The organism is Amycolatopsis speibonae (assembly GCF_042647925.1).
GTDB classification, from domain to species: Bacteria; Actinomycetota; Actinomycetes; order Mycobacteriales; family Pseudonocardiaceae; genus Amycolatopsis; species Amycolatopsis speibonae.
Genome location: NZ_JBHRWK010000021.1, coordinates 82,590 through 94,605, shown reverse-complemented (window position 1 = coordinate 94,605; position 12,016 = coordinate 82,590). Strand labels below are relative to the sequence as shown.

Below are 12,016 nucleotides of genomic sequence, written 5' to 3'. Positions count from 1 at the left end.
AAAGCTTGACACCAGGCGGAACCGTTGTTCCACATGTCAGGACAGTCGTCCCGGACGCCGCTCCCCCGATCGGGCGCCCTCCCGGTGTAACGGTCCGGGCCGAACGGGCGAATGACGCTTAGTGGTGACGCACCCTCGGACCGTCGCGATGGCGGGCGTGCTGACCGCCGGTATCGGGCTGGGCGTCGTCGCGACGACGCTCAAGATCGCCGACGGCACGCACACCGCGCTCGACACCACCCTGTCCACCACGACCGGGTTCCTCTTCCTCCTCGCCGGCGCCGTCGCGCACGTGCGCCGCGCCTCGAATCCCATCGGCGTCCTCATCGCCTTGGCCGGGCTCGCGTTGTTCGCCGAGGACCTCCAGTTCGCCGGGAACGCCGTCGCGCACACCACCGGGCTGGCGCTGACGGCCGCGTCCAGCCCGGTGATCGCGCATCTCGTGCTCGCCTTCCCCCACGGGCGGCTCCGGTCCCGCTGGGAACGCGTGCTCGCCTTCTCCGCCTACGCCGTGGTCTTCGGGTCGGCCGTCCTCGGCCTGCTGGTCAACGACGATCCGAAGAACCTCGCCGCGATCGCCGCGTCCCCGGAGGCCGAACAGCTGGTCAAACGGCTGCTGGAACTCGTCGGCGCGCTGATCGGCGGCGGGGTCGTGGTGGTGCTGCTCTACCGCTGGCTCGCCGGACGGCTTCCGCAGCGGCGGCTGCTCTCCCCCGTCCTCGCGATCGCCGTGGCCGGCGCGGTGAGCACCACCGTCGGCAGCGCGCTCGGCTCCGCGAATCCGGCGTCCGAGCCGCTGCTGGAGGTCTACCGGATCTCGTTCTGCCTGTGGCCGCTGGCGTTCCTGATCGGGGTGCTGCGGGCCAGGGTCGGCAACGCGGAGATGATCCGGCTCCTGCTGGAACGCGACGGCTCCGGACTGGCCGCGCTCGTGCAGGGCGACGAGGTGTGGAAGGACAGCCGGTCGATCGACGCGCTCGACGCCGCCGCCGGGCTGGTGCTGGACAACCAGCGGCTCGCCGCGGAACTGGAGGAACGCCTCGTCGAGGTCCAGGCCTCGCGTGCCCGCATCGTGGCCGCCGCCGACGACGAGCGCAGGCGGGTCGAACGGGATCTGCACGACGGCGCGCAACAACGGCTGGTCAGCGTCGTGCTGCTGCTGAGGATGGCCGAACGGCGGCTCGGGGACGACCTCACCCCGGCCGTCGCGACCCTGCTGACCGGCACCGTCGACGAACTGCAGGCCACCATCACCGAACTACGCGAACTCGCGCGTGGGCTCCGGCCCGCGATCCTCACCGAGGCCGGGCTGATCCCCGCGGTCCGGTCGCTGCTGGCCAGGGTCCCGCTCGCCGTCGACCTCGCGGGGGCGGACGTGCCCCGGCTCAGCGGCGCCGTCGAGGCGACGGCCTACTTCGTCGTCTCGGAAGCGGTCACCAACGCCCTGAAACACGCGCGGGCGCGGGAGGTCCGCGTGCGCATCGACGTCGAGGAGGACAGCCTGCGGGTGGACGTCCACGACGACGGCACCGGTATGGCCGACCTCGACGGCGGCTCCGGGCTGCACGGCCTCCGCGACCGGGTCCGCGCGCTGGGCGGCGAACTGACCGTCGACGGCGAGCCCGGCGCGGGCACCACGGTTTCGGCCGTCATTCCCCTGGGTGGTTAGGCCAGCCCGCGGATAGTGCGCGCGGGCGGGCGCACGCCCTGGATCGACGCGATCATCTCCAGCACCTGGCGGGTGCGCTTCACCTCGTGCACCCGGAACACCTTCGCGCCCTCGGCCACCGCCCACGCCGTCGCGGCGAGGGTCCCGTCGACCCGCTCCGCGAGCTCCACGCCGAGCGTCTCGCCGACGAAATCCTTGTTGGACAGGGCCATCAGCACCGGCCAGCCGGTGTCGGCCAGTTCCCGCGCGTGCCGCAGCAGCGCCAGGCTGTGCCAGGTGTTCTTGCCGAAGTCGTGAGTCGGGTCGATCAGCACCCCCGCACGCGGTACGCCGAGCGCGACGACAGCCTCGGCGTGCGCCGTCGTCTCCGCGACGACGTCCGCGACGATGTCCGGGTAGCGCACCCGGAACGGGCGGGTGCGCGGGACGGCGTTCCCGGTGTGCGAGCAGACGTAGCCGGTGCCGAATTCCGCCGCGACCTCGGCCAGCTTCGGATCGGCCCCCGCCCAGGTGTCGTTGATCAGGTCCGCGCCCGCCTCGGCCGAGCGCCTGCCCACCTCGTGGCGCCAGGTGTCGACGCTGATCACCAGGTCGGGGTGCAGTTCGCGGATCCGTTCGACGAACGGGACCACCCGTCGGATCTCTTCCTCGACGTCGACCTCCGCGCCGGGGCCCGCCTTGACCCCGCCGATGTCGACGATGTCGGCCCCCTCCGCCACCGCCCGCGCGACGGCCGCGAGCGCGTCCGGGTCCGAGAAGGTCGCGCCCTTGTCGTAGAAGGAATCCGGGGTGCGGTTGACGATCGCCATGACCAGGGCGCGGTCCCGGGCGACGCGGCGCCCGCGGAAGGTCAGCTCGTTCACGGACCGATCGTAGGCGAGCGGGGAGCGTTCGCGGAGAATGCCGCCCATCGGGACCGTCCCGGGGACCGGGAACGGCCATTCGAGTGGCATATCTGATATATGACGCAAGAGATCGGATCTCTCTTGACTCGTCGTCGAGAAGGCGAGTAGACGTTGTCCCGCAAGGAAGTTCAGCCCGGCGACCAGGTCGCCCCACAGCTGGTCGGGATGTCGACGGACGGCGGATCGGCATCCCGGCCACCACTCCCCCGGTTTCCCGGCGCAGGAAGGGCCTCGAAATGTCACCGGATCCTCTTCGCGCGGCACGGCTCTCGCGGCGCACGGTACTGGCGGGAACCGCGGGCGCCCTCGGCGCGCTCGCCCTGCCCGGCGTGGCCACGGCGGCGCCTGTGGACCTGTCACGGGCCGTCGTCGACTCGACGATGAAGCGCTACACCCCGGCCACCCTCGGCGGCTGGGGCTACACCCGCGGCCTCTACCTCTACGGCCAGTACCTGGTGTACCGGCGTACCGGCGAGAAGGCCTACCTCGACTACATCCTCGCCTGGTACGACCGGTTCGTCACCGAAAGCGGGATCTCGAACGGCTTCACGAACCTCGACGCGATGCGGTCCGGGCAGATGTTCCCGTTGCTGTACACCGAAACCGGGCAGGCGAAGTACAAGACCGCGGCGGACCAGCTGCGCCACCGGTTCCCGTCCTATCCCCGGACGTCCGACGGCGGGATGTTCCACGCCACGAGCAAGACCGGGCAGCTGTGGGCGGACGGCGTGTACATGGCGCAGCCGTTCCTCGCCCTGTACGGCAAGACCTTCGGCGATCCCGGCTACTGCTACGAAGAGGCCGCGAAGAACGTCAGCGTCTACTTCGACCGGCTCAAGGAGCCCGCCAAGGGCCTGCTCTACCACGCCTACGACGAGGACGGCTCGGAACCGTGGGCGTCCGGCGCCGGACGGCATTCGAAGTACCACTGGGCCCGTGCGATCGGCTGGCTCGGGATGACCTCGATCGACCTCCTCGAGATCCTGCCGGCCGGGCATCCGCGGCGGCAGCGTCTCGTCGACGTCGTCAAGTTCCTCGCGGCGGGCTACACCCGCTGGCAGGACCGGGCTTCGGGCCGCTGGTTCCAGCTCGTCGACCGGGGCGGCGACAAGGACAACTGGCTGGAGACGTCGGCCTCGGCGATGTACACGTTCCTGCTCTCCCGCGCGGTGGAACGCGGCCACGTCGGCCAGGAGTACCGACCTGTCGCCGCGAAGGGCTATCGCGGCGTGTTGTCCCAGATTTCGACCGGTTCCGACGGATTGACCGACATCGCGAACATCTCCGAGGGCACCAATGTCGGCGACACGGCGTATTACTACGGGCGTAAGCGCAACACCAACGATTTCCACGGTCTCGGCGCGTTCCTCATCATGAATGAGCAACTAGCTTTCTGAGGTCACCGCACCGGCCGAAAGACGCTTTCCCCAGGTCACGAGCGGGGAAGGCGTCTTTCGGTCGTTTTCCGGGCAGTGCCGGGGCTTGACGGGAGGCGCTAACATCGCACGCTGCGACGCCCACTCCCAGGAGGGACGACCGGATGCGCGAGACGCCGACCCAGGCTTCTTATACCCGGCTCGAACTCGGTGACACCAGCACGATCCCGGTAGGTGTGACGGTTTCCCCGCACGTCTCACTGGTTTCGATGCTCGTCGAGGTCGTCGGCGGATACGACCGCGGCCTGCCCGCAGCCTGGCGCCGCCAGGTGGGCTCGGCGATCCCCGAGCAGGGATACCGCGCGGCGAGCGCGCTCGCCCGCCGGGGCACCTCGGTGCAGCCGGACTTCATCGTCCCGATCAGCCCCGGCGCGGACTCGTCCGCCGCCGCCCAGGCGGAAATGCTGCGCGAGCTGACCGAGGCCGACGTCCTGAAGGGGCTGGAGGAGGTCTTCGGCGACAGGCTGCCCGCGCAATGGCGGCAGGCCGCCGACCATCCCAGACGCTGGGTCGCCTCGCTCGCGGACGCCTTCACCGCGACCAGGCTGGCGACCGAGAACCTGTGGACCAAGGCCCGGCCCCTGCTCGACCGCGAGATCGAACGGATCGGGGTCGCCTCCGTCCGCGGCGGGACCGACGCGGTGCTCGGCCTGCTGCGGCCCCATTTCCGGTTCAGCAACGGCTCCCTGCTGCTGCCCGACGCCGAACCGGCGCGGTACACCACCCGCGGCCGCAAGCTGATCCTCGTCCCGATGCTCGCGGGCTGCCGGTCGGCGGTGTCCAACTTCGACGAAGAGGACGCCATCTGGATCGGCTATCCCTTGCCGGGACTCGACGGCCTGCTCGAGAACGGCAAGCAGGAAACAGCCCCCGGAGTCGACGGACTCGACCTGGTGGTCGGCGCTCACCGCGCGAAACTGTTGCGGCACCTGGGGAAACCCGCCCGGATGGGGGAGATCGCGAATCTGCTGTCCTGTGCCGCGAGCACCGCGACGTACCACTGCGAACAACTTGTCTCGGCGGGCCTGATCCAACGGCACCGCGAGGGTCAGGTCGTCCTCGTGGTCCGGACGCCTCGCGGCGACGCGCTGGTGGACCTGCTCTCGTGAGTGGCAAAGACGGTTCTGACCATCCTTACCACTCACGAGCCCCCTAGACCTTCTGCAGCCCCGGCTTCCCGGCCTCGACGACGTAGCTGCGGTCCGCGGCCAGGGTCACCTTCGAGAAGTCGTACTCGGCGGTGTCCGAAACCGTCATGAAGTCCGCCCGCATCTGCGTTTGCGACGCCGTCACCCGGACGTAACCGCGTTTTCCCCGGCAGTACTTGATATGCGGGTTGTTCGACAGCCACGCCGACGACGGGTCGGTCGCGGTGTCGCTGTTGCTGGTGACCGAGGTCGTCACCAGTTCCGAACCGAACACCGGGTCGCTGTGGTTGAAGTAGTCGCGGCGCAGATCGGCCGCCCAGTGCCGATGGACGTCGCCGGTCAGCACGATCGGGTTCGGCACCTTGCGGTCCACGATGCCCTTCGCGATCCTGTCGCGCGAAGCCTCGTAGCCCTGCCAGGAATCGGGGCTCTCACAGGTCGCCTTGTTGCCGTCGCCGTCACGGGTGGCGAAGAAGACCTGCTGGCCGAGGAAATCCCACTTCGCCGGCTGCGTCTCCAGCGCCTTCAGCAGCCACGCCTCCTGTGCGGTACCCAGGATGCTGCGCGACGTCGACCGCATGTCGGTGCACGACGGGCCCGCCGAACCCGAGGGGTCGGGCACCTGCGCGTTGCGGTACTGCCGGGTGTCGAGCATGTGGAACCGGGCGAGGTTGCCCCAGCCGAACTGCCGGTACAGGCGGATGGTCGCGCCGCTCGGCTTGGCGGTGGAACGGATCGGCATGTTCTCGTAGAACGCCTGGAATCCGGCGGTCTTGCGCGCCGCGGTGGCCGGGCTGGTGGTGCCGTTCCAGTTGTTCATCACCTCGTGGTCGTCGAAGACCACGATCCACGGCGCCATCGCGTGCGCGTTCTGCAGATCGGCGTCGGTCTTGTGCTGGGCGTGCCGGGCGCGGTACTGGGCCAGCGTCGTCACGTCGTCGGTGAAGGCCAGTTTCCGCGGATTCCGTTCGGCGGCGACGCGGCCGGACTTCCTCTCGTACATGTAGTCGCCGAGGAACAGCACCAGTTCCGGATTGTCGGCGAGCATGCCCTTGTACGAGTGGTACCAGCCCTCCTCCCAATGCTGGCAAGAGGAGAAGCAGTACTTCAGCTGATTGACCGCGGCACCGGCGGCGGGAGCCGTCCGGGTCCGGCCGACCGGCGAAATGTAGCCACTGGTCTTGAACCGGTAAAAGTATTCACGTCCCGGTTCCAGTCCGACCGGCTCGATGTGCACGCTGTGCCCGGTGGCACGGGCCGCGGTCGCGGTGCCGTTCTGCGCGATCGAGGAGAACGCCTGGTCGTTCGCGATCTCCCAGTCCACTGTGTACGAAGCGTCCGGCATGCCGCCGAAGCCGTCGGGGTTCAGCGGGGCCTGCGCGAGCCGCGTCCACAGCACGACACTGTCCGGCAGGGGGTCACCCGAAGCGACACCGAGCTGGAACGGGTCGCGGATCGCGGGCGCCGCCGCCATCGTTCTCGCGTTCGCCCACGAGGGCACTGTCGACGACAACGCCGCCGCCGAAACCGCCGCGGCACCACCGAGGAGTACCGCCCGCCGGTTCACCTGACCCATGAGAATTCAACCTTTCGAAGTGGGGAAAGAACGGGGAGGGATTTCACGCGGCGTAATCGGTGAGGCCGCCACTGCAGGCTTCGAGCGCCGGATTCGCGGCGGCGTTGGCGACGCAGACCTTGTAATAGACCCACGATCCCTTCGCGACCGGGACGGCCTTGTCGACGTGGGTGCCGTTACCGCCGGAAGCCCAGACGTAGAACGGCCCGGCGCCGCCCTTCAGCCAGTACGCGACCACGGCGGACTTGCCGTCGGCGTCCTTGTCGTAGACCAGGAAATGCGCGTCCGACGAGCGGAACTGCCCCTCGCCGGCGCAGACGCCGGTGGAACATTCGGCGCTGCCGGAACCGACCCCGCAGTCGGGCGCGATCCGCTGATCCGAGCCGGTGTAGACGTAACCGTCGGAAATGTAACCGCCGAGCGCGGGGACGTAATCCCACAACGTCGTCTTGCCGAGAGGACCGGTGACCTCGGTCCCGATCGTCTGGCAGTCGATGGTCACCGCGGCGCCGTTGGCCACCGTGCGCACCGCGGTCGAGGTGGTGCTCGGGGCGCGGCGCACGTTCAGCGGATCACCCGCCGTCTTCACCGTCCCGGTGGCCGCGGCCAGCGCGGGAGTCGCGCCGGCGAGGCCCAAGGCGCCCGCCGTCGCCAGCACGAGAAAGAAGCCGGCGAGCCGCCGGACACTTGAACGCTTCATGGCTTCCAGCGTCGACCGGCGTCGTACACATCACGTACAAACCGGACCGGCGTCTGCACATGCATGCGAATGGATCTAGCCAACCATGGCGGGACGGCAATATTATCGGCGGATATGGGGCTCCTGCCGTATTGGCGGTTTAGGTGACTATTCTCGGGTTTCGCGTTCTCGGTCCGCTCGAAGTGGCGGTGGACGGACAGGTGGTGCCGCTCGGCGGCCCCAAACCACGTCTGCTGCTCGCCGCTCTCCTGCTTCAACCCAACGTCGTCGTCTCCACGGAACTGCTGATCGAGGTCCTGTGGCCCTCGTCGGCTCCCCGTTCCGCGGCGGCGAACATCCGCACCTACGTCCATTCACTCCGCAAACGTCTCGCCGATCGCGACCCCGGACTGGGGGAACGCATCGGCAGCCGGGCATCCGGCTACATCCTCAAAGCCACCCCTGGGGAGATCGACCACATCAGATTCGGCGAGCTGGCCGCCCGCGCGCAGGACGCGCTCGGGCACGGGGAGGCCGAATCCGCCCTCGACCTGCTGGACCAAGCCGAAGCGCTGTGGCGTGGAGAAGTTCTCGAAGGACTCCCCCACGACCACGGCTGGGGCGCCACCGTGGCCCGGCTGACGGAATCGCGGCTCGCGGTACAGGAACAGCGGTTGCGGGCGAGGATCGAACTCGGCCGGACCGCCGAAGCCGTCGCCGAACTGCGCGGCCTGGTCACCGAGCATCCCTTGCGCGAGGAACTCTGGCAGCAGCTGATCGTCGCGTTGCGGGCCGACGGCCGCACGGCCGACGCGATCGAGACCTACGAAACGGCCGAAAAGGTACTCGCCGACGAACTCGGCACCGAACCGGGGCCGCGGCTGCGGGAACTGCGGGCCTCACTGGTCTTGACGCACTCCCTGCCCCCGGAAGCCGTGGCGGCCGCCCTCACCCGGCCGATGACCCCGGTCTGCCAGCTGCCGCTGGACCTGCCGGACTTCACCGGCCGCGACGAAGTGGTCGGCGAGCTCGCCTGCCTCTTCCGCGACCGCCGCGAACGGGAGAAGCCCGCGATCGCGGTGCTTTCGGGGGCGCCGGGCGTCGGCAAGTCCTCGGTCGCGATCAGGGTGGCGCACGCGGTCCGGGAGGACTTCCCGGACGGCCAGCTGCACGTCGACCTCGCCGGGACGTCGTCCTCGCCCCGGCCCCCGATGACCGTGCTCGCCGAGTTGCTCCGCGCGTTGGGCGTCCCCGACGCGGGACTGCCGCGTGATCTTCCCGAACGCGCGGCGCTGCTGCGGTCCCGGCTGGCGACCATGCGGCTGTGCGTCGTCCTCGACGACGCCGGCAGCGCGGCGCAGGTCCGGCCGCTGCTGCCCGGCGCGGGCGCCTGCGCGGTGCTGATCACCAGCCGGGTGCGGATGCCGGATCTGGCCGGGGCCACCCCGGTCGACGTCGACCTCCTGCCCGAGGCCGAGGCCGCGAAGCTGCTCGAAGGCATCGTCGGCACCGACAGGGTCACCGCCGAGCCGGAGAGCGCGGCCGCGATCCTGCGCCACTGCGGGTATCTGCCGCTGGCGATCCGGGTCGCCGGGGCGAAGCTCACTCACCGGCCGGGCTGGACGCTGCGCGTGCTGGCGGACAGACTGCGGGACGAAAGACGAAGACTCGACGAACTCCGCGTCGGCGATCTGGCCGTCCGCGCCAGTGTCACGCTCAGCTACGACCTCCTGCCGATGTCGGCGGCGAGCGCGTTCCGCGGGCTGGGCGGGCTCGGCTCGGTCCAGTTCCCCGCCTGGGTGGTCGCGGCCCTGCTCGGCCGCGCGCACGCGGACGACGTCCTCGACGTGCTGGTGGACTCCCACCTGGTCGACCTGATCGGCTCGGACGGCACCGGCGAGCCCCGCTATCGGCTGCACGACCTGCTGCGGTGCTACGCCGCCGAACTGCGCGCGCACGACATCCCGGCGAAGGCGCACGACGCCACGAAGCGGGTCCTGGAGGGCTATCTCGCGCTCGCGCTCGAAGCCGCGGACCGGATGCCGATCCACTTCTTCGGGCTCTACCGGGACGACACGGCCGTCCAGCCCGCCCTCCCGCCGGGAACCGCGCAGCTGGTCGAGGATCCGGCCGCCTGGTTCGCCGCCGAGCGGCACACCTGTGTCGCCGCCGTCGCACTGGCCGCCGACCTCGGCTTCGACTCGCTGGCCTGGCGCCTCGCCGCCGCGCTGACGCCGTACTTCGACCAGCGCGGCCACCAGGACGACTGGCTGCACACGCACGCCGTCGCGCTGGCCGCCGCCCGCCGGTCCGGCGAGGTCCACGGGGAGGCGATCATCCAGCGCAACCTCGGCCAGGTCCAGCTGTACCAGGACAGTTACGCCGAGGCCTTGATCGCGTTCGAGCAGTCGCAACTGCTGTTCGACAAGATCGGCGACGCGCGGGGAGCGGCGATCGCGCTGGCCGGGCTCGGCACCGTGCTGCGGATCAAGGGCGAGGACGCCGTCGCGCTGGAGCACTGTCACGCCGCACTCGACCAGTTCTCGGCGGCCGGCGATCCGCACGGTGAGGCCGTCGCGCGGATCGCGATCGGCGCGGTGTGGCTGGCGCGGCGCCGGTTCGCCGACGCGGAACGCTGGTTCACCGAAGCGCTCGAACAGTCGGCGGACATCGGCGACCGGCATCGGGAGGCGCACGCGTTGAAGCGGCTCGCGATGCTGCGGCAGCATCAGGGCAACCTCGCGGGCGCGCGGGAACGGGTCGACCGCGCCATCGCGATCTTCAACGAACTCGGCGACGACCATTGTGTCGGCTACGCGAACCAGAACCTCGGCGAACTGTATCTGCACAGCGGCGATCTGGCCCACGCGCAACTGCTGCTGGTCAATTCGCTGAGCGTGCACCGGCGCAACGGGGACCGCCGGTCCGAAGCCGAGGTTTCGCAGTTGCTCGGGGAACTGCACGAGGCGCTGAGCCAGCCCGAGCGATCGCGGACCTATTCGGAACGCGCGCTGGCGTTGTGGCGCGAACTCTCCGCGCGGCCACAGGAATCCGCGCTCGCTTCGCGGTTGCAGGAGTCCGCCGAAGCCTCTTACGGCGGCTCCGCGAGCGCCTGACCCTTTCGCAAGTCGGCACCTGGTTGCGGTCCACCTTCCGCGACCAGGTGCCGACTTGCGTTTGTATCGATCGTGTACAGGTCCCGGCGAAGCTCCCTTCATAGCAACCGAGAGTGCTCGAAGGGAGACCGGAATGGTCCGGACCGTGAAGGCCCGCCGCGTGATGGCGGCCGTGCTGGCTGTGCTGGCTTCGGGGGCGGTCACCGCGCTGGCCGCCAGCCCCGCGAACGCGGCGCCCGAAGGAACCTGGCGCGCCGATCTGTCCACTGTGGATGGCGACGACGTCAACGTCCGCAGCGACGGCGGCGTGCTCAGCCTGGAAAACGCCGCCTGGCACAGAAAACCCGACTCCATCGGCAGCCAGGGTTACCTGCTGCTGGCCGAGCAGCAGCTCGGAAAGCCGGTCAACCGCGTCACCGCCCAGGTGGCCGCCGACGCGCCGAAGGGCACCGAGGTCGAGGTCGACGTCCGCGGAAAGCTCAACTCCAACGACTGGACGGAGTGGACGCCTACCGAAGGCGGCGCCGCCCAGCTGTCCACTTCGGTCTCCACGGTCCAGGTCCGCATCGGACTGCGCACCCTGAACGACGGCGTGACCGCGAAGGTCAGCGACGTCACCCTCCAGGGTGAACTCGGCCCGCAGGCCAACGCGATCGGCGCGGCCGCGGCCCCGCTGACGTACAAGGTCTTCGCCACCCGCGAAGGTCTCCCCGGCGGCACCACCGCCAACGGGCACGTGATCAAGTCCCGCGACCACTTCGTCGCCCTGCCTTCGGGCCGCGGTCTCGCGCCGAAGAACACCGGCAACTACACCGTCCGGGTCTGCCGCACCGACAACAGCCGCTGCGAGTACGCGCCGGTGTGGGACGTCGGCCCGTGGAACACCAAGGACGACTACTGGAACCCGTCGGCCACCCGCCAGATGTGGAAGAACCTGCCGCAGGGCAAGCCCGAGGCGCAGGCCGCGTACCAGGACGGCTACAACGGCGGCAAGGACGAGTTCGGCCGCAAGCCCGCGAACCCGGCGGGTATCGACCTCGCGGACGGCACCTTCTGGGACGGCCTGAAGATGTCGGACAACGGCTGGGTCAACGCCTCGTACCTGTGGACCGGCTCCGGCCCGACCGGCGTCGTCAGCACGGCGGGCGACCCGATGAACGTCCGGGCGTCGGCGAGCACGAGCGCGGCGATCAAGGGCCTCGCGGCGAACTACGCGAAGGTCAACATCGAATGCTACGTCGAGGGTGACACCGTCACCGGCAAGTTCGGCACCAGCAACATCTGGGACCGGATCGGCCCGGGACACTACATCTCCGACACCTACCTGCAGACCGGCTCGGACCTGCCTGTCGCACCGAAGTGCTCGTAACCCCCTGATCGCGAAGGCCCGGCGTACCCCATAACGCCGGGCCTTCGCCCTTTTCGTGTGTCACTGAACGGCGCTTTTATTCACAACCATGAATGGTCTTCACAAGCGCGTAATCGTC

8 protein-coding genes are annotated in these 12,016 nt (G+C 69.7%); 5 read left to right on the top strand and 3 right to left on the bottom strand.

Annotation, left to right across the window (positions count from 1 at the left end; genetic code table 11):
- The first annotated feature begins 148 nt into the window (after positions 1 to 148).
- Positions 149 to 1,669 carry a sensor histidine kinase gene (locus ACFOSH_RS15760; RefSeq protein ID WP_378239665.1) on the top strand — a complete coding sequence of 507 codons (1,521 nt, stop codon included), beginning with the start codon at positions 149 to 151 and terminating at the stop codon, positions 1,667 to 1,669.
- Here the strand turns inward: ACFOSH_RS15760 and folP are convergent.
- Positions 1,666 to 2,532 (bottom strand): dihydropteroate synthase, encoded by an 867-nt coding sequence (folP, locus tag ACFOSH_RS15755; protein ID WP_378239623.1) that lies wholly within the window; start codon positions 2,530 to 2,532, stop codon positions 1,666 to 1,668. The genes ACFOSH_RS15760 and folP overlap by 4 nt on opposite strands.
- 278 nt (positions 2,533 to 2,810) lie before the next feature.
- Here folP and ACFOSH_RS15750 point away from each other — a divergent pair, with 278 nt between their 5' ends.
- Both ACFOSH_RS15750 and ACFOSH_RS15745 read left to right on the top strand, forming a co-directional pair.
- Positions 2,811 to 3,971, top strand: coding sequence for a glycoside hydrolase family 88/105 protein (locus ACFOSH_RS15750; protein ID WP_378239622.1), 1,161 nt, complete (start codon positions 2,811 to 2,813; stop codon positions 3,969 to 3,971).
- A gap of 143 nt (positions 3,972 to 4,114) precedes the next feature.
- The gene (locus ACFOSH_RS15745; protein ID WP_378239621.1) at positions 4,115 to 5,119 is read left to right on the top strand and encodes a winged helix-turn-helix domain-containing protein; all 1,005 of its coding nucleotides are present in this window, start codon (positions 4,115 to 4,117) and stop codon (positions 5,117 to 5,119) included.
- A 43-nt stretch (positions 5,120 to 5,162) separates the two neighbouring features.
- Here the strand turns inward: ACFOSH_RS15745 and ACFOSH_RS15740 are convergent, their stop codons facing one another.
- Entirely contained in the window at positions 5,163 to 6,734 is a 1,572-nt protein-coding gene (locus ACFOSH_RS15740; RefSeq protein WP_378239620.1) for an alkaline phosphatase D family protein, read from the bottom strand.
- 43 nt (positions 6,735 to 6,777) lie between these two features.
- Complete coding sequence (locus tag ACFOSH_RS15735) at positions 6,778 to 7,434, bottom strand: hypothetical protein (protein WP_378239619.1); 657 nt, start codon at positions 7,432 to 7,434, stop codon at positions 6,778 to 6,780.
- Positions 7,435 to 7,577: 143 nt separating this feature from the next.
- Here ACFOSH_RS15735 and ACFOSH_RS15730 point away from each other — a divergent pair, with 143 nt between their 5' ends.
- On the top strand, positions 7,578 to 10,529 hold the full coding sequence (locus ACFOSH_RS15730; RefSeq protein WP_378239618.1) for an AfsR/SARP family transcriptional regulator: 2,952 nt from the start codon (positions 7,578 to 7,580) through the stop codon (positions 10,527 to 10,529).
- A 133-nt stretch (positions 10,530 to 10,662) separates the two neighbouring features.
- The gene (locus tag ACFOSH_RS15725; protein ID WP_378239617.1) at positions 10,663 to 11,898 is read left to right on the top strand and encodes a hypothetical protein; all 1,236 of its coding nucleotides are present in this window, start codon (positions 10,663 to 10,665) and stop codon (positions 11,896 to 11,898) included.
- Positions 11,899 to 12,016 lie beyond the last annotated feature (118 nt).

What these genes read in the sequence shown, in the direction of transcription:
- ACFOSH_RS15735 (WP_378239619.1), bottom strand. Translation starts at nt 7,434, where the DNA reads ATGAAGCGTTCAAGTGTCCGGCGGCTCGCCGGCTTCTTTCTCGTGCTG.
- ACFOSH_RS15760 (WP_378239665.1), top strand. Translation starts at nt 149, where the DNA reads ATGGCGGGCGTGCTGACCGCCGGTATCGGGCTGGGCGTCGTCGCGACG.
- ACFOSH_RS15750 (WP_378239622.1), top strand. Translation starts at nt 2,811, where the DNA reads ATGTCACCGGATCCTCTTCGCGCGGCACGGCTCTCGCGGCGCACGGTA.
- ACFOSH_RS15740 (WP_378239620.1), bottom strand. Translation starts at nt 6,734, where the DNA reads ATGGGTCAGGTGAACCGGCGGGCGGTACTCCTCGGTGGTGCCGCGGCG.
- ACFOSH_RS15745 (WP_378239621.1), top strand. Translation starts at nt 4,115, where the DNA reads ATGCGCGAGACGCCGACCCAGGCTTCTTATACCCGGCTCGAACTCGGT.
- ACFOSH_RS15725 (WP_378239617.1), top strand. Translation starts at nt 10,663, where the DNA reads ATGGTCCGGACCGTGAAGGCCCGCCGCGTGATGGCGGCCGTGCTGGCT.